At 69.6% G+C, this 21,659-nt stretch carries 16 protein-coding genes; 4 read left to right on the top strand and 12 right to left on the bottom strand.

Annotated features, from left to right (window positions below; translation table 11 throughout):
• Nucleotides 1-29: 29 nt before the first annotated feature.
• Complete coding sequence (locus tag G6O54_RS17845) at nt 30-407, bottom strand: hypothetical protein (RefSeq protein WP_250846949.1); 378 nt, start codon at nt 405-407, stop codon at nt 30-32.
• A 401-nt stretch (nt 408-808) separates the two neighbouring features.
• Between G6O54_RS17845 and G6O54_RS17840 the strand changes: the two genes are divergently transcribed.
• Complete coding sequence (locus tag G6O54_RS17840; protein WP_250846948.1) at nt 809-2,227, top strand: S1C family serine protease; 1,419 nt, start codon at nt 809-811, stop codon at nt 2,225-2,227.
• A 163-nt stretch (nt 2,228-2,390) separates the two neighbouring features.
• Here the strand turns inward: G6O54_RS17840 and G6O54_RS17835 are convergent, their stop codons facing one another.
• The 8 genes from G6O54_RS17835 to G6O54_RS17800 all read right to left on the bottom strand — a co-directional run bounded on the left by G6O54_RS17835 (nt 2,391) and on the right by G6O54_RS17800 (nt 13,836).
• Complete coding sequence (locus tag G6O54_RS17835; RefSeq protein WP_165227019.1) at nt 2,391-4,784, bottom strand: alpha-L-arabinofuranosidase family protein; 2,394 nt, start codon at nt 4,782-4,784, stop codon at nt 2,391-2,393.
• A 363-nt stretch (nt 4,785-5,147) separates the two neighbouring features.
• Nucleotides 5,148-5,486: a hypothetical protein gene (locus G6O54_RS37370; protein ID WP_205678876.1), complete on the bottom strand. Its 339-nt coding sequence runs from the start codon at nt 5,484-5,486 to the stop codon at nt 5,148-5,150.
• An 838-nt stretch (nt 5,487-6,324) separates the two neighbouring features.
• Nucleotides 6,325-8,739, bottom strand: coding sequence for a PPC domain-containing protein (locus G6O54_RS17825; RefSeq protein ID WP_165227018.1), 2,415 nt, complete (start codon nt 8,737-8,739; stop codon nt 6,325-6,327).
• 167 nt (nt 8,740-8,906) lie between these two features.
• On the bottom strand, nt 8,907-10,301 hold the full coding sequence (locus tag G6O54_RS17820; RefSeq protein ID WP_165227017.1) for a DUF1501 domain-containing protein: 1,395 nt from the start codon (nt 10,299-10,301) through the stop codon (nt 8,907-8,909).
• A 27-nt stretch (nt 10,302-10,328) separates the two neighbouring features.
• Nucleotides 10,329-12,050, bottom strand: coding sequence for a DUF1553 domain-containing protein (locus tag G6O54_RS17815; RefSeq protein WP_165227016.1), 1,722 nt, complete (start codon nt 12,048-12,050; stop codon nt 10,329-10,331).
• A gap of 268 nt (nt 12,051-12,318) precedes the next feature.
• Nucleotides 12,319-12,732, bottom strand: a complete 414-nt coding sequence (locus tag G6O54_RS17810; protein ID WP_165227015.1) for a type II toxin-antitoxin system VapC family toxin — start codon at nt 12,730-12,732, stop codon at nt 12,319-12,321.
• Nucleotides 12,729-12,983, bottom strand: a complete 255-nt coding sequence (locus tag G6O54_RS17805; protein WP_165227014.1) for a FitA-like ribbon-helix-helix domain-containing protein — start codon at nt 12,981-12,983, stop codon at nt 12,729-12,731. Before G6O54_RS17805 ends, G6O54_RS17810 begins: the two co-directional genes overlap by 4 nt.
• A gap of 55 nt (nt 12,984-13,038) precedes the next feature.
• Nucleotides 13,039-13,836, bottom strand: a complete 798-nt coding sequence (locus tag G6O54_RS17800; RefSeq protein WP_165227013.1) for a PEP-CTERM sorting domain-containing protein — start codon at nt 13,834-13,836, stop codon at nt 13,039-13,041.
• Nucleotides 13,837-13,993: 157 nt separating this feature from the next.
• Between G6O54_RS17800 and G6O54_RS17795 the strand changes: the two genes are divergently transcribed.
• The 3 genes from G6O54_RS17795 to G6O54_RS17785 all read left to right on the top strand — a co-directional run bounded on the left by G6O54_RS17795 (nt 13,994) and on the right by G6O54_RS17785 (nt 17,726).
• Nucleotides 13,994-14,617: a sigma-70 family RNA polymerase sigma factor gene (locus G6O54_RS17795; RefSeq protein ID WP_165227012.1), complete on the top strand. Its 624-nt coding sequence runs from the start codon at nt 13,994-13,996 to the stop codon at nt 14,615-14,617.
• On the top strand, nt 14,614-17,019 hold the full coding sequence (locus G6O54_RS17790) for a serine/threonine-protein kinase (protein WP_165227011.1): 2,406 nt from the start codon (nt 14,614-14,616) through the stop codon (nt 17,017-17,019). Before G6O54_RS17795 ends, G6O54_RS17790 begins: the two co-directional genes overlap by 4 nt.
• 347 nt (nt 17,020-17,366) lie before the next feature.
• A complete protein-coding gene (locus G6O54_RS17785) occupies nt 17,367-17,726 on the top strand; it encodes a type II toxin-antitoxin system PemK/MazF family toxin (protein ID WP_165227010.1) in 360 nt (119 codons plus the stop codon).
• A 40-nt stretch (nt 17,727-17,766) separates the two neighbouring features.
• Here G6O54_RS17785 and G6O54_RS17780 read toward each other — a convergent pair whose 3' ends face one another.
• From G6O54_RS17780 to G6O54_RS17770, 3 genes are read right to left on the bottom strand one after another with little or no spacing between them, the layout of a single operon-like run.
• A complete protein-coding gene (locus G6O54_RS17780; RefSeq protein WP_165227009.1) occupies nt 17,767-19,068 on the bottom strand; it encodes an MFS transporter in 1,302 nt (433 codons plus the stop codon).
• 7 nt (nt 19,069-19,075) lie between these two features.
• On the bottom strand, nt 19,076-20,320 hold the full coding sequence (locus G6O54_RS17775) for an anion transporter (protein ID WP_250846947.1): 1,245 nt from the start codon (nt 20,318-20,320) through the stop codon (nt 19,076-19,078).
• Between the two features lie 60 nt (nt 20,321-20,380).
• Nucleotides 20,381-21,625 (bottom strand): MFS transporter, encoded by a 1,245-nt coding sequence (locus G6O54_RS17770; protein ID WP_250846946.1) that lies wholly within the window; start codon nt 21,623-21,625, stop codon nt 20,381-20,383.
• Nucleotides 21,626-21,659 lie beyond the last annotated feature (34 nt).

Below are 21,659 nucleotides of genomic sequence, written 5' to 3'. Positions count from 1 at the left end.
GACTCAGGCACGAACAGGCCTCCGGCGACTTACTCCAGGGTATCCAGCAAGCCCTGCATCTCCGCCGCGGCGTGCATGTCGCCGCGAGTCCTGGCCTTCGAGATGCCCGTCCGCAGGACCGACACGGCGTCCTCCACCTCGCCCGCCTCCGCATGGGACTGGCCGAGCTGCTGATAGGCCGGGATCTGATCGTCGGGACGATCCGCGATCAACGCCCGGAGACGGTCGCGGCCCTCTTCCACGTCCCCCTCGCGGAGGCACTGCATCGCCACCCCGTAACGCAGGAAGGGATCGCCCGGATCCTCCGCCAGGCTCGCCTCGAGCTTCAGCCGCCGCGCCGATTTCTCCGCCATCACCCCCACCTTTCCCGAGGCCGGGCCCTTCGCCACCACCCAACGACGCCCCACCTACCTTTGTGGACTCCCCGGCCGCCATCCGTCAACCCGGCCTCCGACACGGAATCTTCCCCGCAAACCTCCCGCCGTGACACCGATCGCGAGAAGATCGGAAACCTCTCCCCGTTGGCGCGATTTCGAAGCCTCGTCGGCTCCCGGAAAACAGGGGATCTGCGGAGTCTGACTGGGTCGTATGGATAATTACGAAACAAGGGCAAGCTAGGGGTTTTCGATATGACAAGGTTCAAGCTGGAAAGAGGGGTAACCGATCCAAGTCCAAGCCGGACGGAGCCGCGGAAACGAGGGTAACGTGGGCAACCACGGGGCCTCGAGGTCAAGACGACCAGGAAGCCGCCGGGTTTCCAGAGCGAATGGGGACGAACGCCGTGCCAATGCCCTTGTCGCGATACGGAGTGCGAGTTCCCTCGTGGATCACCCTGGGGCTGAGCCTGGCGGCGATCGCGTGGGGGACGACCCCGAGGCCGGCGGCCGCGGGTCAGGGACCGGGATCGGCATCGAGCCCGGTCGCGACCAACCGCAGGACGGTGATCGTCGAGGCGGTCGAGAAGGCGCTCCCCTGCATGGTGAACATCTCGAGCGAGAAGAAGGCGGCGTCGACGAGCCGCTGGCCCTTCTCGGCGGAGGAGAACCAGCGGCCTCGGATCAACGGGATGGGGAGCGGCGTGATCGTGGATCCGCGCGGCTACATCCTCACCAACCACCATGTCGTGGACAAGGTCCAGGGGGTGGAGGTCCAGCTCGCCGACGGCACGACCTACCCCGGCCGGGTCCTCCAGTATGATCCGGTGATGGACCTGGCCCTGTTGAAGGTGGACCCGGCCCGGCCGCTCCGGGCGATCGTCATCGGGACGTCCACCGACCTCATGGTCGGCGAGACGGTGATCACGATCGGCAACGCCTTCGGCTACGAGAACACGGTCTCGGTCGGGATCGTCAGCGCCCTGCATCGGGACGTGACGCTCTCCGACGAGCAGGTCTACCGCAACCTGATTCAGACCGACGCCAGCATCAACCCGGGGAACTCGGGGGGCCCGCTGGTGAACGTGGACGGCGAGCTGATCGGCATCAACGTCGCCACCCGCGCCGGGGCCCAGGGGATCGGCTTCGCCCTGCCCATCGACGAGGTGAAGCGGGTGGCCGCCGAGATGCTCAGCACCCGCCGGATCGCCGCCACCTGGCACGGCCTGGTGGTCGAGGACCTGGTCCGGGGCTCGCAGCGGTCGGTCGTGCTCACGAGCGTCCAGCCGGGGAGCCCCGGCGAGTCGGCCGGCTTCAAGCCCGGCGACGAACTCGTCCGGGTGGGCGACCTCCAGGTCGGCAACATGGTCGACCTCGAGCGGGGCCTCCTCGACGCCCGGCCCGGCCGGCCGACCCGGCTGACGGTCCGCCGCGGCGGCGTCGAGCAGCCGCTCCCCCTGGACGTCCAGCCCCTGCCCAAGGGGATGAACGTCGCCGCCGCCGAGCCCTCCGACCAGGTCTGGGAGCGGCTGGGAGTGAAGACCATGCCGGTCTCTCCCGAGTGGGTCGCCACCGTCTCCCGCAAGCTCCGGGGTGGGCTCTACATCGAGGCCGTCCTCCCCGGCAGCCCGGCCGCCGCCGCCGCCGTCCAGAAGGGGGACATCCTCGTCGGCATGAACGTCGGCACCCGGAACTGGGAGACCATCCGCCCGGACAACATCCTCTACGTCCTCCGCCAGCCGGAGGCCCTCCAGACCGGCGGCGCCGTGCTGCTCCTGATCCGCAAGAATGAGCTCCAGCCCTGCAAGGTCACCCTGGCCGAGCCCCGCACCCGCAAGGTCTCCACCCGCTGACAGGGCGAATCAGGGCCTTACGGGCAATCCGACGGCTCCCCCGGGGCTCGGCAGGAGCCTCGCCCTCCCGACGAACGCCGATCCCGGCCCGTGGGAGGGCGAGGCTCCTGCCGAGCCCGGCGCAGGCTGGTGACCACGCCGGGGCCCTGTTCCCATCGGCTACCTATGGCCTGATCCGCGCGACGGTCACCGAGTTGCCCGGGAAGGCGTGGCGGATCGTCGTCCCTTCCGCCGCCAGCGACGTCGCCCTCGGGGCGACCTTCTCCGGCGAGGCCAGCGAGTTCTCGTCGGTGGGATGCTCCGAGGCGAGGACCTGGGCGGGGATCGACGACGCCAGCCGGCCGACGCCCGCGACCTCCACGGTCGTCTCGATCGGCTCGGCCCCGGCGTTCACCACCTTGAGGATCAGCTCTCCCGACGATCGGACGCGAGTCACCGAGGCGTGGATCGGCCGCAGCGACGGCATCCTCACGTCATGGACGAGCTGGCCGTCGAGATAGCACCGGATCCGCGGACCGGTCACCTCCACCTTGACGTCATACCAGCGGTTGTCCTCGATCCGACCGGGCACGCTCCGGCCGATCTCGCCGCCGATCTCGATCGCGTGCCGCGTGTTCCCCCAGCCGCCGATGTTCCACCACGACTTCTGATTCTCGTCCCCCACCCGGAAGAGGATCAGGAAGCCCTCGGCGCCGCCGAGCTTCCGGGCCTTCAGGCTGAAGGTGTAGTCGGTCCAGCCCTTCTCGCCGGCGAGGGCCCGGACGTTCTCGGTCGGGGCGGTCTGGCGGAGCGCACCGTCGACGACGTCCCACGTCCCGTTCAGCGGCCGGAAGCCCGCCAGCTTCGCGGCCGGGTCCGACGACCAGAGGACCTCGCCTCCCCTCGTCACCTTCATGTCCTTGAACTCGGCCCGCGTCAGCCAGGTCCCCACCCCGACGGCTCCCCCCGGGGGCGTGGGCTCGACCGAAGGCGCCTGCACGTCCACCGGCACCGTGACGTCGCCGAGGTTCTCGGCGAACAGCTTCTGGACGTGATACGAGGGGATGCCGTACGACCGCGTGCCGTCGAAGTTGATCAGGTCCGGGTTCCAGCCGCGGTGGTTGACGTTGACGAAGAGGGGGGCGTATGACGACATCGCCACGACGTCCGAGTTCCGCTCCATGCCCAGCATGAACGCCGCCTCGCCGACCGCCCCGCGGAGGTTCCCCTGGCCCGCACCCATCGTCACGGCGTACTCGCCGACGTAGATCCGCGGCCCCTTGCGGTCGTAGTCGTCGTACCGGTTCGCCTGCTGGATGAAGAACTCCGGCGTGTTGTAGTAGTGCTCGTCGACGATGTCCGCCGGGCGCCTCTCCGTGGGGACGTTGGCGATCAGCGTGATGTCGGGATGGGCCTTCTTGATGGCGTCGTGGAAGAGGGCGAAGCGCTCCTGGTAGGGCGGGCCGCCGTTCTCGTTGCCGATCTCCATGTACTTCAGCGCGAAGGGGGCGGGGTGCCCGTTGCGGGCGCGGACCGCTCCCCACCGGCTGTCGGCCGGGCCGTTGCAATACTCGATGGCGTCGAGCGCGTCCTGGACGAACTCCGGCATTTTGTCCATCGGGATGACCTCCTTGTGGGACATCCCGCAGTTGATGACGAAGAGGGGTTCCGCCTTCAGGTCCTCGCAGAGTTGGAGGTATTCGTGGAAGCCCAGGCCGTGGGTCGCGTGGTAGTTCCAGATGTTGAACTGCGTCCGCCGCTCCGAGGGATCGCCGATCGTCTCCTTCCAGCGATAGGCGAACTTCATGGTGTCCCCCTCGACCCAGCAGCCGCCGGGGAATCGGACGAAGGCCGGGTGCAGGTCGGCCAGCCGCCCCGCCAGGTCCGGCCTCAATCCGAACGGGCGATCCTTCCAGGTCTTCTCCGGGAAGAGGGAGACCATGTCGAGCCAGATCGAGCCGTTGCCGACGACCTTGATCTCGAGCCGGGCCTTCGGGTCGGTCGCGGACGACTTGAGCGTGGCGGTGAACGGTGCCCAGTCCTCCGTCGGGCTCGGGAATCTCTCGGACGCATAGACGCGGCCGTCGGCCCCGACGAGCGAGACGATCGGCGAGTCCTGGAACCGGCCCTCGGCGCGGGCGAGGAACGAGAGGCGATAGCTCGCCCCTTGCGTCACGGGGATCCCCCAGAAGCCCTCGTTGGTGATCGTCGCGAGGGCCAGCGTCGGGCTCTCGAGCGTGACCCGGAGCGACCGCGGGTTCTTCGGGCTGGCCGGATCCGCGTCGTCGATCTCGGCCCGGACCTTCAGGCCGTCGCCGGAGACCTTCCAGTGCTCCGGCCGGTCGGAGTCCTCGAACGACCGATTGCGGACGAGCTCCGCGTAGAGGCCGCCGTCGGCCGAGCAGTTGATGTCCTCGAAGAAGATCCCGTAGAGCGTGGGGCTGACCGGGTGGCCTGCCTTGTCGGCGTGGACGCGGATCGTCGCCCTCGCGGGTTCGGCGGCCGTGATGGCGAAGGTCGAGGACAGGAATGATGCGGTCGCAATGCAGGATAGGGCGAGCGATCGGAGGAGGCTCATGGTCGGGTTCCAGGGAGGGCATCATTGCTAGGATTCCAGCCCGATCATAGCGCAGGGGTGGGCCGCGTGCCATTGAGGTCTGGTGGCCGCGATGTGCGATCAGCGCCCTGCTGGAAGGACCAGTAAGGATCGAAGGCCCGCCGGCCGTGGGGTCGCTGCGCTCCTCCACAGCCACCCGATTGCTCGCTCGCGGCCGGGGGAGAGCCTGACGATCGAAGGCCCGCTGGCCGTGGGGTCGCTGCGCTCCTCCACAGCCACCCGATTGCTCGCTCGCGGCCGGGGGAGAGCCTGACGATCGAAGGCCCGCCGGCCGTGGGGTCGCTGCGCTCCTCCACAGCCACCCATCGCTCGCTCATGCTTGATTTATGATGGAGTTGTCCACTCCGGGGGGATCAGGTCGGGGATCAGGTCACAGGTCGGTTCGTCGGCAAACCAGCCTGCACTCGACCAGGTCCACTCCGTGGCCCGATCAACAAGTTCCCGGCGAACTGGATTCTCATGGACATACCCGATCATGGTCATCAGGACTTTGGGATCCCAGACGTTGCGATCGTAGCCGCCTCCTGATTGCCAGAACAGGCGTTCGGTCCGGTCACCTCTTTGGCGCGTCACACGAGAGATCCAGGTCGGAGCGAATTCCTCGATGTAGGCGAGGCCCCGCCGTCCCACCGGCCCCTTGATGGCCCTGATGATCTCCGCCATTTGGTAAACAGGCCTCCGAGGGCAAACGATGAGATGCGCGTGCTCTGGCATGAAAACGAAGGCTCAGAGCGCGAAGTCGAGAGCCGCCCTGGCCTCCTGGACCGACTCGCTGAGCCATCGACACACCCTGTCCGCGCTCAGAAAACGATGGCGTCGATAGCACGTAAACGTGAGTTCATGAGCCTCTCCCGGCTCATTGCAGGCGTGACGACGAGAATAGCGCTTTCTGTGATCCATGAGAGTGAAAGTAGGTCACAAGCCTGGGATGTACAAGCCGTGTGCATAGGGGTCGGCACGCCTCTGATCTCCACAGGCTTCTCCCCCCGGCCGCGAGCGAGCAATGGGGTGGCTGTGGAGGATCGCAGCGACCCCCCGGCCGGCGGGCCTTGGATCGTCAGGCTTCTCCCCCCGGCCGCGAGCGAGCAATGGGGTGGCTGTGGAGGAGCGCAGCGACCCCACGGCCGGCGGGCCTTCGATCGTCAGGCTCTCCCCCGGCCGCGAGCGAGCAATGGGGTGGCTGTGGAGGAGCGCAGCGACCCCACGGCCGGCGGGCCTTCGATCGTCGTCGGCGTGAGGTTCGCTTCAGGCGCACGGACCTCAGAGCGAGGGCCAGAGCGTTTCTTTCGACCCAGGGCACCGGGTCCAGGTCCATTCCGGGCGGACGGCATACGAACAGAACGCCGCCGAGAATCCGCTCCCAGTGCCCACCCCGCGCCGTCAATTCGGCGAGCATGGCCTGGGCCTTGTCGCCGCCAAGCTTGTAAGCCGGCAGGATGTAGCAGAAGGTCCGCCATCCTCCAGGCGTCCTCGCCTCCGTGCCTCCGAGGTTGGTCCCTTCCTACTTCGGCCCGGAGACCTGACACTCGGCGACCTGCTTGCGGTAGAAGTCCTCGGTGAGCAGCTCTTCCTCATAGAGGACCTTCAGCTCGCGGAGCCGGCCGGCGACCTGCTTCGCGGTGAACTTCTTGGCGGGCCTGGCCGGGGCCGGAGCCGCGGCGGTTCCGGTTCCGTCGGCCGCCTTCGCCTTGGTCATCGCCTTCTCCGCGGCCGGTTTGGCGGCGGGCTTGGCGGGGGAGGCCTCGTCGTCGTCATCGTCGGCGAGGTTCAGGACGATGGTGGGGACCTTGCGCCTCGGCTCGGGCTCGGCCTTGGGGTCGAAGACGAGGACCGGGAAATCCTCGGTCGGGACGAGGTGGCGCCAGAGGAAGGCCTGCATGCGATCCTCGGCCCCCACGGCACGGTGGACGACCTCGCGGCCGTCGATCTGGGCGACGCCCTCCACGACCAGGTTCACCGGCGCGGGCGTCGCCGTGAGCGTCGTCTTCACCGGCATGGGGGCCTTGGCCTGGCCGGCCGCCAGCATCGCCGGCGCCGCGGTGAAGCCGGCGGTCGTGGTCGCCAGGCGGAGATCGATGTGACCGATGAACCCGTCGGTCCGGATCGCGTGGACCGTGATCGACGCCTCGCCCTTGCTCCGCATCGCCAGGCTCGACGGCACCAGCCGGAGGCTGAAGTCGGGCCGCGGCGGGCTGACCCGGAGACGATACCCGTACGCCTCGCCGCCCCCCTTCGCCGCGTCCTCGAGCAGGAGCCGGTAGGTCCCGTCCGCGGGCAGCTCCTGGAGGATGAACGAATCCGCATTGTGGGTGTTGATCCCCGCCCCGAGATCCTCGCGGTCGTCGTTCCGCGCCAGGATCTTGCCCGAGGGGTCGAACAGGGTCAGCACCGAGTCGAGCGGCGAGTCGAGCCGGCGGGCGACGACCTCGGCGACGACCTGGTCGCCGACGTGCCCCTGGAACTCGAACACGTCGCGATCCCCGGGCCGCTCGATCCGCCCGTTGACGATCACGGGCATGGTCAATTTCCGAGGGGCCTCCGACCCGGCTGGCGAGGACGACGTCGCTCCGCCCTGGGCCTCGCCCTCGAGGATCTCCGGCAGGTTGTCGATCGCGAACGGCATCGGGTTGGACGCGAACGCAGAGGTCCTGGCGGTCAGCGAGACGATGCCGGGCCCGGCCCCCTTCGGCGGCGGGTCGAGCGTGGCGCCGTCGAGGTTCCAGCCCGTCATGCTCACCTTCGCCGGATTCCCGGCGGGGCCGCCCAGGGGGAAGAGGCTGGTGACGAACGGCAGCTCGCCCGCGGTGATCCGGTAGAGGAAATCCTCCCGGCCGCGGAAGATGGCGTCGTTGATCACCAGGACGTACTCGCCGTCCTTCGGGACCTTGAAGAGGATGACCGGATCGGGCTTGAACCGGTAGTCGTCGTCGTACGCGACCTCGTGCCCCGAGGCGTCGTAGAGGGTCAGGACCGGCTGGAACCAGCCGGGCACGGCGTCGGCCAGGAACGGGATCAGCCGCCTGGCCGCCGTGGAGAAGACCAGCTTCTGGCCCTTCTTCGCGGCGAATCGATAGCGGTTGACCTCGCCCGAGGCGATCTGGCCGTTGAGCGTGCAGGGGAGCGTCACCGCCTGCTCGACCTCGTCCGCCGGCCGGTTCCGGAGCGATTGCTCCTCCTTGCCGAGCACCTGGATCTGGGCGGTGTTCATCGGCTCGCGACGGATCTCCGGCAACTCCCCGATGTCGAAGACCAGCGGGTTGGAGACCCCCTTCCACGTCACCAGGCGGATCTCGCGCGGGCCGGGCGGGGCGTCCTTCGCGACGGTCACCTCGACCTCGACGATGTTCGAGATCGCGTTGCTGGCCGGCTGCTGGACGTAGGTCTCGATCCGCCTGTTGACACGCTCGACCAGCCGCTTCATGTCCGGCGAGAGGGCCGCGAAGGCGGGGGACGCCGCCGCCGCGTCCGCGCCCATGCCCATCCCCGGCATCGCCATCGCTTCTGTTGCATTCGTGTTCGTGTTCGCATTCGCATTCGCCCCCCCCTTCCCCTTCGGCCTGAGCGGCTTCGGCTTCGCCTTCGCCCTGGCGGCGGCGGCCTGCTTCGCCTTCGGCGTGAGGGGCGGGCGGACGCCGATCGCGTCGAGCTGCCCGCGAAGGAGCTGGATCTCCTGGGGATTCAGGTGGCGATGGTATTCGAGCACCTTCGCCTCCACGCCGGTCCCCGTGACGACCACGCGGTCCACGTCGTTGAGCTGCTGGCCGCCCAGCCGGACCTTCACGGTCGTCCCCCGCTGGGCTCCCGCGGGATAGGCGTAGCCGATGTAGGGCTTCGGCTGCGCCACCGCGGCGCCCTCGAGGAGGACCAGGGTCAAGCCGGCCAGGCCCGTGATCGTGAACCGCTGCGCGATGGACATGACGAGTGCCTTGTCACGGCTCCATTGTGGGTTGGCTTCGGGACAGGCAAGAATGCCTGTCCCCCGATTTCTTGCTAAGGACCGGGCTTCAAAGCCGGGGGGCAGGCCTTCCTGCCTGCCCTTCAACCCGGGTTCTGCCTGTTGACGGGCCGCGGGGGACCTTGCGGCTACATGATCTCGGCGAGCAGGCCGGCCGACTTCACCCCCTCGGAGCTGGCGGGGAGGATGTGGGCCTCCAGGCCCTCGGGGTGGGGCAGGCTGGCGGTCGCGTCGATCCCGCCGAGCTTGTAGATGCTGCCCAGCAGGTCCACCGGGTAGACGGGCCGGTCGCGGACCTCCTCGGCCTTGCCGTCGGAGGATCCCACGATGTGGCCCCCCTTGAACCCGCCGCCGGCCACGAGCACGCTGAAGACGGCCCCGTGATGGTTCCGGCCGCCGTTCCAGGGGGGCTGCCAGTCCACCTTCGGGCCGCGGCCGAACTCGCCGGAGCACCAGACGAGCGTCGTGTCGAGCAGCCGACGGTCCTGGAGGTCCGCCAGCAGCGCGGCGATCCCCTGGTCGAGCTGCGGGCACTGCCGCCGCATGGTGGCGAAATGGTTGCTGTGGGTGTCCCAGCCGCCGGGGTAGTTGATCGCCACGTAGGGGACGCCGGATTCCACCAGCCGCCGGGCCACCAGGCATTCCTGGCCGAAGGTGTTGCGGCCGTAGCGGTCGCGCAGGTCGGCCTTCTCCTTGGTCAGGTCGAAGACCTCCTTGCCCTTGCCCAGGATCAGCTCGTCGGCGCGGGCCTTGGCCTCGCGGGCGGCCTCGAGCTCGGCGCTGCCGGCCATCGCCCGGCCCATGGTGTCAAGCCCGTCGAGCAGCTCGCGGCGTGACCGCTGGCGGTCGTCGGAGATCCCCCGCGCGATGATCCCCTCGACCTCGAACCTGGGGGCGTTGGGATCCCCGCCGGTGGCGAACGGCTTGTACTTGGGGCCGAGGAATCCCTCCTCGGAGAACCGCCCCGCCGCGCTCGTCAGGACGATGTAGGGCGGGATGATCCCCTTGTACTCGTTCCCCTTGAACATCGAGAAGACCGCGCCGACGCTCGGATAGGCCAGCCGCTCGCCCGGGGCGTGGCCGGTCTGCATCAGGTAGGCGGCGGTCTCGTGGCCGTTGTTGCCGTGGGTCATGCTCCGGATCAGCGAGAACTTGTCGGCCTGGGTCGCCAGCTTGGGGAAGAGCTGGTTGATCTGGAAGCCCGCGACGTTGGTGTCGATGACCTTGGAGAACTCGCCCATGTAGTCGTAGCCCGCCTCGGGCTTGGGGTCCCAGGTGTCGTTGTGGGACATCCCGCCCCAGAGGAAGACCTGGATCACCGACTTCGCCCGGACCGGGCCGGCGGGCTTCGCCGCCGCCGGGGTCGTGGTCGCGGTGTCGGCGTCGAAATCATCGGCCGGCGCGGCGGGCCAGGCGGAGAGCCCGTCGGCCACGGCCAGGCCGGCCGCACACTGGAGGCCCCGCCGCAGCGCCTCGCGCCGGGTCGTCCCGGTCGGGTCATCAAGGCCGTGGGGAGGGTTCATGATCGGTATCCTCGGCAGATCGGGCGATCAGTGCCTGTAAAGGAACTCGTAACTGTTGATCAGGGTCCAGGGGAGGTCGACGGCCAGCGTGCTCCGCGCCTCGGCGGTGCGGAAGTACGCCGTGATGATCTTCTTCTCCGAGGCCAAGGGCGGCCGGGAGAGGATGGTCAGGTAGAGGTCGTTGAGGATGTCCGCCGCGCGGCGGTCGCCGGCGAAGATCGCCTTGATCCTGGGGCCGTCTTCCAGCTTCCGCTGGATGTGCGACGAGTTCAGGGTCTCGAGCCACTGGGCGGGCATGGTCCGGTTGTTCCGCTCGTTCTCCATGCCGGTGGCCCGCGCCGAGCGGCCGAAGAGCGTCAGGAACGGGCTGCTGATGCTGCCGTCGGCGATCGCGATCGCCGGCATGTCCCCGGGGATATACGTGAACGGCTCGGGGATGGGACTGGTGTAGAGTTCGGTCGTCCCGGTGATCTTGTTGATGGCGTCGATCAGGACCTCGGCGTCGAGCCGCCGGACCGGATAGCTCGCGAAGTTCGCCGCGGCGGCCGGATCCTCCGATCGGACGATCGACGTGAGCTGATAGGTCTGGCTGTTGAGCACGGTCCGATAGTACTGCTTCAGGTCGTACTTCGCCTCGATCATCGCCCGCTCGAGGCAGGCGAGGAGCTCCGGGTTGCACGGGGGATTGTCGTCGCGGAAGTCGTCCGGCTCGTGGACGACGCCCCGGCCCAGCAGCCAGGACCAGATCCGATTGGCGATCGTCCGGGTGAACCACGGGTTCTCGGGCCGGATCAGCCAGTCGGCGAAGACCTCGCGGGGGTCGCGGTCGGGCTGGATCGTGATCGAGGTCCCGTCGGGGAAGACGGCGAGCAACGGTTTGGGGGCGACGGGCGCCGGGTCGTCGTCGAAGCCCTTGGGCATCTGGGTCGCGTTCTCATCCCGCTGGGTCACGGTGCGGAAGGGGTCCCAGACCACGCACTGTTCCTTCCACTCCCGGGTCGGCTTGTAGCTGATCTGGGAGAAGAACGCGGCCATCCCCTTGAGCCGCTCCGGGGGCCAGTTGCCGGCGCGGGTGCCCATCAGGGTCAGTGCGGTCGCGGTGGCGATCCCCTCGGGCGTCCGGTTCTGCACGGCCCGGTAGAAGTTCACCGGGCCGACCCGGAAGTTGCTGCCGCTGGACGTGAGCAACTCGCGGGCGAACTGGTCATACGGCTTGTTGGCGGCGATCGAGTCCCGGACCCAGCGATGATACGCCTGGGCGGCGTTCGGCCAGAGGTTCACCGGGAACTCGGCCTTGATCCGGAGCACGTCCCCCCAGCGCATCGCCTGGTAGGTGGCGAACTCATCCCGCTCGAGCAGGCGGTCGACCAGGGCGCCCCGGCGTTTGGAGCTGTCGGACTCGTTGAAGAAATGGCGGGCCTCGGCCGCCGTGGGCAGGGTGCCGATCACGTCGAGATAGGCGCGGCGGAGGAAGACCGCGTCCGAGCAGAGCACCGGCTCGACGCCGAGCTCCGCCAGCTTCGCGAAGACCGCGCGGTCGATCGGGCCGGTCGCCTCCGGCTTCTTGCTCGACTCATAGAGCGGGTCGATGGGCTTCTTGCGGGCCGGCGCCGACGTGGATGTTGACGGCTTCGGCTTCGACTGCGTGGGGGTGGGGGTGGGCGTGGGCGTGGTCTGGGCCGCCACCTGGCCGATCGAGACAACCAGGAGGATTACCGTCAGGCCCAGGCGAGACAGCGTCGTCGCCATGATCGAACCTGCTCATTCCGAGTGCATGCCGCAAGGACCATGCGGGGCCGCCAGTCGCGGCGGGGAGGGGACGATCGCGTGATCGCCCTGAGCATGAAACACCGCTCGCCGTCCGGTGTATCGCGGTCGGCGGGTGTCGTGTTCGCGAGCTCGCTGCCTTCCCGTGGAGAAGACCCTCGCGGAGCCTCACCTTGACTTTAGCACACCCCGGTTGAAGGGGCCAGGGTGGATGGAGCCGAACCAGGGCCCTGCACCGCCTCCGAAGCCGCTACGTCCACGGGTTCATAACGGCGACGCCCGCGGCCTCGAAGGCGCTCGTGTCGCGCGTTGCCACGATGGAGCCGCGGGCGACGGCGATCGCGGCGATGTAGCCGTCAGGCATCGGGAAGCCCTTGCCCGCACGGCGGGCCGCGACGGCCAGATCGCCATAGCAGCGGGCAGCCTCCGTGTCGAAGGGGAGGATGCGGCCGTCGAACAGGTCGAGGAGCCCATCCAGGGCCATGCTCAGCTTCTTCTTCCGTTGCCCTTCGGGGAGTGCGCCGATGCCGAACAGCAACTCGGCGATCGTGACGCTCGACAGATAGAGCGTCTCCGCAATCTGTTCGTCCAGCCAGTCGCGGACTGCGGGAGCCGGATCCGGCTTCATCGCTTCCGAGATGACATTCGTGTCGAGGATAATCATTCGAAGCTCAACGGATCGGCAGGGCTCCTGTCCCGAGCCTGTTCGAGCGCCTCCAAATCGGCGTCGGACAACCCCGCATCGCGACCCAGCGCGGACAGCGCCGAGCCGATGCGAACGCGATTCGCCGGACGAACCGCGTCCTCCAGGATCGCGCGCATTTCGGCCTCGGCACTGCGGCCATGAAGAGCCGCTCGCAGTTTCAGCGCGCGGTGGACTTCCTCGGAGAGATTGCGAATGGTGACGGCGGGCATCTGATGGCGACTCCGAAGGATCGACAGCACTGCTATCAGTATGCAGGAAATGCTATCATCCCGCAAGCGGCCCACCGCCTCGGCGCCGCGCGAAACCCGCCGCCGCGGCCAGGCCGATCGCCAGCAGGACGACGCTCGACGGCTCGGGGACGACCGAGCCCGCCACGGCGAACGTGGGGCTGAAGTTGTTGAACGCCAGGCCGATGCCGTCGGATTTGTCGCCGATGAATGTCAGCCGGATCGCCACCACGCCGTCGGCGAGATCCTTGAAGCCGAACAGCCACGGCAGGCTGTCCAGGCTGTCCGGATTGTTGACCCCGACCCCTTTTGGGGACCTGAGCGTGGCCAGGACGTCATTCGACGCGTTCAGCACGTCCACCCGCCACTGCTCGCCCGCGTCGATGTCCCAGATCTCGCCCGAGAACTCGCGGATCGTCTGGGTCGTGTCATAGGCGATGATGAATGGGCCCGGCAGGGTGCCGATCCCATCCGGCTGCCGGAGGAAGAAATGCCCGAGCTCGTCGCCGTAGCCTCGCCGCGCCCGGTCGTGGACGCCATCGCCCACGGAGCGGGCCACGAACCCGTCGTTGCCGTCGGTGCCGACCTCCTCGAACCGGGGCAGGCGGTCCACGCCGGCGTCGAATACGTTGTTATCGTTCGTGTCGAAGAAGAACCGGACCGTCCCCCCTCCGGAGATCGCGTACGGATCGATGAGCCGAGCGTTGTCGATGGGCGTGCTCCCGTCGGGCGTGGTCTCGAAGGTGATCAGGTCGCCGGCGCGAACGGAGGCCGAGCCGGCGACACCGAGGAGGACGGTGAGCGTGAGGATCCGGCGGGCGATCGAGCGAGGCATGAGGCACTCCTTGTTGCGGCCTGCGGGGCAAAAATACGACACGCAATGGCCCGGCGAATCGGCCATCGAGTAGTCTGAACGGGGTCCAACAATCATGACGAAGTGGATTAACTCGATCCCGAGGGATCGACATCGCCCGGGCGCGGGGAGGTGATCGATGCGGACCGAGCCGGGAGAGACCACGGACGGGGCCCTCCTCGAACGGCTGGGCGACTGGGCCGACCACGACGCCTGGGCCGAGTTCATCCGCCGCTACGACCGGGCGATCCGTCGGGGCGTCGCGGCCGGCCGGTTCCAGCCGGCCGCGGCGGAGGACCTCTGCCAGCGGATCTGGATCGAGCTGGCGGGGCGGATGCGGGGCTATCGCTACGACCCGTCGCGGCGGTTCCGCGGCTGGCTCGGCCGGCTTTGCCGGTCGCGAATGATCGACGAGTGGCGGCGGCAGCGGGCGAAGCCGGAGCGGGCGGCCGCCGCCGATCCGGCGGGGCTGGACGCCATCGCCGCGGAGGAGGCCCCGGACGAGGGTCCGGCGCGGCCCGCGCTGCTCTCGCAGGCGGCGGAGGCCCAGGCGGCGGTCCGGGCCCGCGTCGACGCCCGGACGTGGGACGTCTTCTGGCGGATCGCCGTCGAGGACGCGCCGGTCCGCGAGGTCGCGGAGTCGGCCGGGCTCTCCTACGCGGCGGCCTTCGCCGCGCAGAAGCGAGTCCGCCGGATGCTTCGGGAGGAAGCGACGAAGCTGTCGGCTCCGGCGTTCGCCTCCGCCGGGGAGACGTCGCGATGACGTCGTGCCCCTCCGCGGAGCGGCTCGGTCGGCTGGGGTCCGACTCGCTGGCCAGCGACGAGTTTCGCGCCCTGGAGGCTCACCTCGTCGCGTGCACCGAGTGTCGCGATCGGCTCGACGGGCTGGCCCGGCTCGACACGCCGGAGCGACCTGCAAGGGCCCTCGCCGCCGCGAAGCCGCCGGAGATCCCCGGCTGCGTCCTGGGCCGGAAGCTCGGCCGTGGCGGCTCCGGGGTGGTCTACGAGGCGTTCCAGCCGACGCTCGAGCGGCGGGTCGCGGTCAAGATCCTGACGGCCGGGGCCGCGGCCGACGAGGCCGCCCGCCGCCGCTGGCTGCGCGAGGCCCGCGCAATCGCCCGGGTGCGGCATCCCAACATCGTCCACCTGCATGACGCGGGCGAGCACGAGGGCCGGCTCTTCCTGGTCCTCGACCTGGTCGAAGGCGGAAGCCTCCGCGACCGGCTGGCGGGCCGGCCAATACCGCCCGGTGACGCGGCCAGGATCGTCGAGGCCACGGCCCGCGCCGTCGAGGAGAGCCACAAGGCCGGGATCGTCCACCTGGATGTGAAACCCTCGAACATCCTGATGGACGGCCCCGGCCAGGCGGACTGGGGCGACCTGACGCCGATGCTCTCCGACTTCGGCATCGCCCGCCCCGCGGGGGAGCGGACGCGCGAGGCCATGATCTCCGGCGCGCTCGGCGTGGGGGGGACGCCGGCCTTCATGGCCCCGGAGCAGGTCGCCGGCCGACCGGAAGAGATCGGCCCGGCCGCCGACGTCCACGCGCTGGGCGCCACGCTCTACGCGCTGCTGACGGGCCGCCCCCCGTTCCTGGGCGCCTCCCCGGTCGAGACCATCGACCTGCTCCGGACCGCCGAGCCGCCGCCGCCCCGGGCCCTGGCGCCGGGCGTCCCCCGCGACCTGGAGACGATCTGCCTCAAGGCGCTCGAGAAGGCGCCGGCCCGGCGTTACGCCTCGGCCGTCGCACTGGCCGACGACCTGGCACGGTTCCGCGAGGGTCGGCCGATCCTGGCGCGGCCGATCTCGGCGGCGGGCCGGCTGACGCGCTGGGCCCGCCGCCGGCCGACCTCCGCCGCCCTCGGCGCCTCGCTGATCGCGACGATCCTGGCGGCGCTCCTCGCCCTGACGATCCTCTGGAGGCGCTCCGAGGCCGCCCTGGCGCGGGCCGTGGAGGGCGAGTCGGCCGCCGAGGCGGCGGTGACCGACCTGCTCGGCCTGCTCCGCCGCTCCATCGACCCCCTGGGCGGATTCGTCGACGAGCGCACCGAGAAGGCGACCGACGCCGTGCTCGCCCTCACGGCCCGCCTCCGGAGCACGCCCGGCCTGTCCGCGGGCCAGGTGCTCGTCGTCGCCGACCTGGAGGTCGATCTCAGCAAGCTGCTCTCCCGCAAGGGCTATCTCCCGTCGAACCTCCGCCCCCTGGAAGACGCCGAGTCCTTGCTGGCCGTCGCGACGGACCCTGCCGGTTCCGGCGACGACCGTTCTCGCCTGGAGATCCGCCGGGCCGAGATCCTCCTGATCCGCGCGGGAGGGCTCGTATGCTGCGGCCTCACCGCGGAGGCCGCCGCCCTGGTCCCGCGAATCGACCTGCTCCTGGAGCCCCACCGGGCCGAACCCCGAGTCCTCGATGCTCTGGCGACCCTGCGCGATCTTCGGGGACGGCTCGCGCGGATGATCCCGTCCTTCCCCGCCCCCGATTCGCCGGGCGACGACCTGCGGCTGCGGCTCGTCGATGCCTGCCTGAGATATGAAGCGGACTGGCCCGATTGGCCGTCGGACGACGTTTGGGAGGTGTACCGACGGCTGCCGGCCGATCTCGCCCTGCCGCCCAACCTCGCGTCTCGCGTCCATACCCTGGCGGCGCTCGACCTCTGCCGATCCGCCATCGCCGAGGCCCGGACCTCCTCGACGTTCGACCCGCAATCCCTCACCCGCAGGCTCCTCGTCGAGCTCGACGCCATGACGGCTCGACTCCGGCCCGCCGAGCGGGATTTCGACGGGATCGTCGAGCAGCTCAGCCAGTCGACCTCCTCCCAGTGTATCTACGCCCGGCGGGCCGGTCGCATCGACGAGGTCCACCGTCACATCGCCTGGATGATCGCCGTGGGCCGGGAACTGGCCCGTCGCAACCCTCGCGCCGCCGCCCCCCATCTCATGATCGGCAGGGCATACGAGCAGGGGGCCAAGCTCGCCTGGGGCCCGCCGGCCAACCTCGCCGCCGTCGAACGCTCGCTCCGCGCGGCGCTCGACGAGGCATCCCTCGCCCAGACACTCGAGCCCGACCGCGAGGAGGTGCGTCGGGCCTTCGGCGGCATCCGCGACAAGTATCTCCGGTGCATCATCCGCGAGCCGGAGAGCCCCGGCCCGGCGGCGTCGCGGTGATGCGGTCCCGCGGCCGCACATTCGCTCGCCTCGTGGATTGGACAGCTTCAAGGATTGGGGTGGCAAAGGCGGATTCGGTATACTTGCTCGCAAGGAGGGTATCGAGTCGATGCCCTCGAGATGTCAGGATGAGCACCCGACGCTGGACGTACCCAGCACGTACGGAGGCCGCGGCATGAGCACGAAGACCACCCCCGCGCCAGCTCGACGATGGACGGCCGCGGAATTGCGCAGGTGGTCTCCGCCAGAGCGGGCGCAGATTCTCGAGGCGGCGGCTCTCGCCGAGTCAGACTACCGGAATGATCCCCACCTGACGGCTTTCGAAGCCTTCGGCAAGGATGACCTTCATGGCCGCAGCACATCGACCGAGTCGCGGTGAAATCCGGCTGGTCGACTTCGATCCCGCCGTCGGTGCCGAGATTCGGAAAATCAGGCCGGCACTTGTCATCAGCATGGATACGATCGGTCGCCTCCCCCTGCGGCTGATCGTCCCCATCACGGACTGGAAGCCCCAGTACATGAATTACCCGTGGTTCGTTGAGATCCCAGCCACCTCTGAAAACGGCTTGATCAAGGACTCAGGGGCCGACGCCTTTCAGACCAAGTCGGTTTCGGGGTCGCGGTTCGTACGCCGGCTTGGTTGGGTTAACGAGGATCAACTGGAAGAAGCGGCGGCGGCGATCGCAATCTGTGTGGGTCCTCCTTGACCAGTTCTTCCGCCCTGGAAGCTTGTCGTCGGCTCCGGTCTTACCGGCAACCTCCACCCACTTCCCTGCGTCGCGTCTCCGGCATCGCGACGTAGAAGAACACCGCGGCGGCGGCGGCGACGGCGGCCAGGAAGAGGAATCCGGCGTCGAAGCCGGACGCCTTGACGAGGAAGCCGGCCAGCACGTTGCTCAGCCCCGCGCCGATGCCCGTCGCGGTGGCGATGGCCCCCTGGGCCAGGTTGAATCGGCCCGTCCCCTTCGTCAGGTCGGCGATCACGAGGACGGACACCACGCCGAAGATCCCCGCGCCGATGCCGTCGAGGAGCTGGACGCCGACGAGATACGCCGGGTTCACGCTCAGGCAGTAGAGCAGGCCCCGGACCGGGAGCACGGCGAAGCCGACCAGGAAGACGGGCTTCCGCCCCCACGAGGCGGCCAGGCGGCTGGCGACGATCGCCACCGGGATCATCACCACCTGGGCGGCGATGATGCAGGCCGACATCAGGACCGCCGCCCCCTCCTTCATCCCGTCGGCCGCCTTCTGGCCCACGAGCGGCAGCATCGCCGCGTTGGCGAAGTGGAAGAGGACCACCGAGGCCGCGAAGATCAGGATGCGGCGGTCCTTCAGCAACACCGAAACACCCGCGGCCGGATGAACGCGAGCCGGATCCGTGGATTCGTCCGCTTCCGGATCCTCATCGGCCCCCCGGGCCAGCTCGTGGTCGATGTCTTGCTCGCGGATCCGCATCACGGCGACGGCTGAGCCGGCGGCCATCGCCGAGACCAGGGCGAACATCGCGCCGTAGCCGAAGAGGTAGGCGAGCCCCCCCGCGAGCGCCGCGGCGACGACGTTGCCGGCGTGGTTCAGGGCCTCGTTCCGGCCGGTCCGCCGGGCCATCGCGGCGCGGCCGACGATGCCGAGCGTGAGCGCCGCCACCGCCGGCGGGAAGACCGCGGCCATGGCGCCGATGAGCATCTGGGCCGCGACCACCACCGGCATGACCGGGACCAGGTAGAGCAGCAGGCAGCCGACCGCCACGGCCACCGCGGCGATCGCCACCGCCAGCCGCTTCCACCGGACCCGGTCGACGAGCGCGCCGGCCGGCGTCTGGGCGAGCACCGTGCCGATCTGGGAGACGGCCATCGCGATGCCGACCTGCCCGGTGTCCCACTTGTGGGCGTCCCGCAGGAAGGTCCCCAGGAACGGCCCCATGCCGTCGCGGACGTCCGCCAGGAAGAAGTTCACGGCGTCGAGCGCCCGCAGGCTCGTCGAGGAGGGATTGCGACCGTCGCCCTGGGGCTCTGCGGACCGGGCCCGGGTCGGCGTCTCGAGTGTGGTCATGAGAGCCTCAGTAGGTGACAAATTTGAGCCAGGCGACCCCGGCAAGGGTCGTGAGGATGGTCAACGGCACGCCGACCTTGAGGTATTCCCGGAAGGTCAGCTCGATGCCGGCACGGCGGGCGTTCTCGACGACGATCAGGTTGGCCACCGAGCCCAGGACCGTGAGGTTCCCGGCCAGGGTGCTGGACATGGCCAGGGCCAGCCAGCCGAGCTCCTTCTCCGGCATCGCGTCCATGAGCGGCCGGAAGAGGAGCACCGCCGGGACGTTCGAGACCAGGTTGGACAGCAGCACGGACAGGCCGCTCACCATCACGACCGGCGATTCGAGCAGGGCGTGCCAGCGCTCGATGCCCCAGGTCCGGACGACGTTCACCTCGAACGCGTGCACCACGATGAACAGGCCGCAGAACATCACCAGCAGGGGCCAGTCCACCGACCGATAGACCTTCTCCGGCCGGACCCGATCGAGCATCATCACCGCCGCGCCCCCCAGCGCCACCAGGGCGATCGGCGCCCCGGAGAAGAAGAGGGCGACGACGCCGAGCGTCACGGTCACGCTCTTGATCAGCAGGCCCCGGTGCACCCGCGGATCCGCCCCGGCCTCGTCGGGCGGGCTCGTGTCCCGCGACTGCTCGAGCGCCCGCCGATAGACGAGCGCCACGACGGCGAAGGTCAGCACCAGGCCGATGCCCGCCACCGGGGCGAGCCGGGCCGCGAACCTCAGGTAGGAGATGTGCGAGAGCGAGCCGATGATGATGTTCTGCGGGTTCCCCGTGATCGTCGCCACCGACCCCACGTTCGCCGCCGTGGCCAGCCCGACCAGGTAGGGGATCGGCGGCCGGCCCAGCCGCTCGCAGAGATGCAGCACCAGGGGCGTGAGCGCGACGCAGACGACGTCGTTGACGAGGAACGCGGAGAGCACCCCGGAGATCCCGATCACGGTCGCCAGCAGGGTGTACGGCCCGGAGAGCTTGCCGGCGATCTGGTCCGTCGCCAGGGCGAAGAAGCCGGCCAGGCGGAGGTAGGCGACGACGACCATCATCCCGAAGAGGAGGACGATCGTGTCGACGTCGACGGCCTTCGCCGCCTCGTCCAGCGAGAGGACGCCCGCGGCCATCATGGCCGTCGCGCCGACCAGCGCGATGCCGGCGCGGTCGATCCGCAGGCCCGGGATCTTGCCGACGGCCAACCCCAGGTAGGTCAGGCCGAAGAGTGTGGAGACGAGCGGGATGGAGGCCGTTGGCGACGTCACGGGAATCGAGCTCTCCGGGCGAGGGTTTGAGGGACTGTTTCCGATGGAAGCGACCGGGAATCAGGGGACGGTGGACAGGTCGGACGTCGTCCCCATCGGCTCGACGGTATGGTCGCCGTGAACCTCGTCGTGGTTGCGGAGCGTTTCGGGCACCAGGAAGACGACGATCGCCGTGGCGAGGCCGCCGAGCCCGGCCAGGGTGGCGAAGAGGCCGCGATAACCGAGCGGATCGACGAGGAACCCGGCCGCGGCCGGGCCGATGGCCGAGCCGAGGACCAGGCAGGAGCCCACGAGCACCTGGGCCTCGCCGGCCCGCCTGGGATCCGCCAGCCGGTCCGTGACCCAGGCCGCGGCGAGCACCGCGAAGAGGCCGTTGCCCAGGCCGTCGAGCGCCTGGTTGGCCACCGCCAGCCACGGGGCGTGGATCACCGCGACCAGCCCCAGGCGGACGGCCATGATCGCCCAGCCGGCGACCAGCAACGGCTTGCGGCCCCAGCGGTCGGCGAGCCGGCCGGCGGGCCAGACGACGAGCATCCAGGCGACCATGCTGACCGCGAACGCATAGGCGAGCATCCGCTCCGGGGCGTGGAGGTCACGCTTGAGGAACAGCCCGAGGTAGACGCCGCCGGGGGCGTTCGCCGCGTGGTAGAGGACCATCGCCGCGACGAATGCCCAGAGCGCCGGGTCCTTCGGCCGCCGGCCGCCGGCGGGGCCGGCGGGGCTATTCGCAGGCCCGTCGGGTTTCCTCTCGTGCCCCTCCGCCTCGCGGATGAGGAGGGCGAAGGCGACGGCGAGCCCCTGCGCGACGGCCAGCGGCATGAGGATGGAGTCGACGCCGTACCGCTCCGACATCCAGCTCCCCAGCAGCGCCACCAGGACGATGCCGATCGGCTTCCAGAACCGGAGCGCACCGAGGGCCGCGCCGACGCCCCCCTCCGGGGCGAGCGCCGCGGCCTCGGCCCCGGAGAGGCTCTCGACGACGGCCCGGCCGATGCCGTTCTCGGCGAAGAGGATCACGAGGAACCCCAGCCAGGCCACCCCCTCCGCCTTCCGGATCAGGACCGTCGCGAGGGCCGTGACCACCAGGGCCGCGATCAGGAACGGCTTCCGCCGGCCGATCCGGTCGGACCAGAGCCCGACCGGGAACTGCGCCAGCCCCGAGATGGCCGCGAGCGTGGAGACGATCCCGATCGCCCGATCGGAGAGCCCCTTCTCGCCGAGGAAGAGCGGCAGGTAGGGGAGCGTGAACCCGATCGCCGCCATCCCGAAGAAGTAGGAGCCGTACAGTCCGATTCGATTCCGCATGTCCATGATTAGGCTCGGAGGGGGGGCGGGGTAG

This window comes from Aquisphaera insulae (genome assembly GCF_011064615.1).
GTDB classification, from domain to species: domain Bacteria; phylum Planctomycetota; class Planctomycetia; order Isosphaerales; family Isosphaeraceae; genus Aquisphaera; species Aquisphaera insulae.
Note: the sequence above shows the minus strand (reverse complement) of the source record. Positions and strands in the feature narration are given on the sequence as shown.

Bases quoted from the DNA above. Each gene is read 5' to 3' on its own strand.
- G6O54_RS17835 (WP_165227019.1), bottom strand. From the start codon at position 4,784: ATGAGCCTCCTCCGATCGCTCGCCCTATCCTGCATTGCGACCGCATCA.
- G6O54_RS37370 (WP_205678876.1), bottom strand. From the start codon at position 5,486: ATGGCGGAGATCATCAGGGCCATCAAGGGGCCGGTGGGACGGCGGGGC.
- G6O54_RS17825 (WP_165227018.1), bottom strand. From the start codon at position 8,739: ATGTCCATCGCGCAGCGGTTCACGATCACGGGCCTGGCCGGCTTGACC.
- G6O54_RS17820 (WP_165227017.1), bottom strand. From the start codon at position 10,301: ATGAACCCTCCCCACGGCCTTGATGACCCGACCGGGACGACCCGGCGC.
- G6O54_RS17815 (WP_165227016.1), bottom strand. From the start codon at position 12,050: ATGGCGACGACGCTGTCTCGCCTGGGCCTGACGGTAATCCTCCTGGTT.
- G6O54_RS17810 (WP_165227015.1), bottom strand. From the start codon at position 12,732: ATGATTATCCTCGACACGAATGTCATCTCGGAAGCGATGAAGCCGGAT.
- G6O54_RS17805 (WP_165227014.1), bottom strand. From the start codon at position 12,983: ATGCCCGCCGTCACCATTCGCAATCTCTCCGAGGAAGTCCACCGCGCG.
- G6O54_RS17800 (WP_165227013.1), bottom strand. From the start codon at position 13,836: ATGCCTCGCTCGATCGCCCGCCGGATCCTCACGCTCACCGTCCTCCTC.
- G6O54_RS17795 (WP_165227012.1), top strand. From the start codon at position 13,994: ATGCGGACCGAGCCGGGAGAGACCACGGACGGGGCCCTCCTCGAACGG.
- G6O54_RS17790 (WP_165227011.1), top strand. From the start codon at position 14,614: ATGACGTCGTGCCCCTCCGCGGAGCGGCTCGGTCGGCTGGGGTCCGAC.
- G6O54_RS17785 (WP_165227010.1), top strand. From the start codon at position 17,367: ATGGCCGCAGCACATCGACCGAGTCGCGGTGAAATCCGGCTGGTCGAC.
- G6O54_RS17780 (WP_165227009.1), bottom strand. From the start codon at position 19,068: ATGACCACACTCGAGACGCCGACCCGGGCCCGGTCCGCAGAGCCCCAG.
- G6O54_RS17770 (WP_250846946.1), bottom strand. From the start codon at position 21,625: ATGCGGAATCGAATCGGACTGTACGGCTCCTACTTCTTCGGGATGGCG.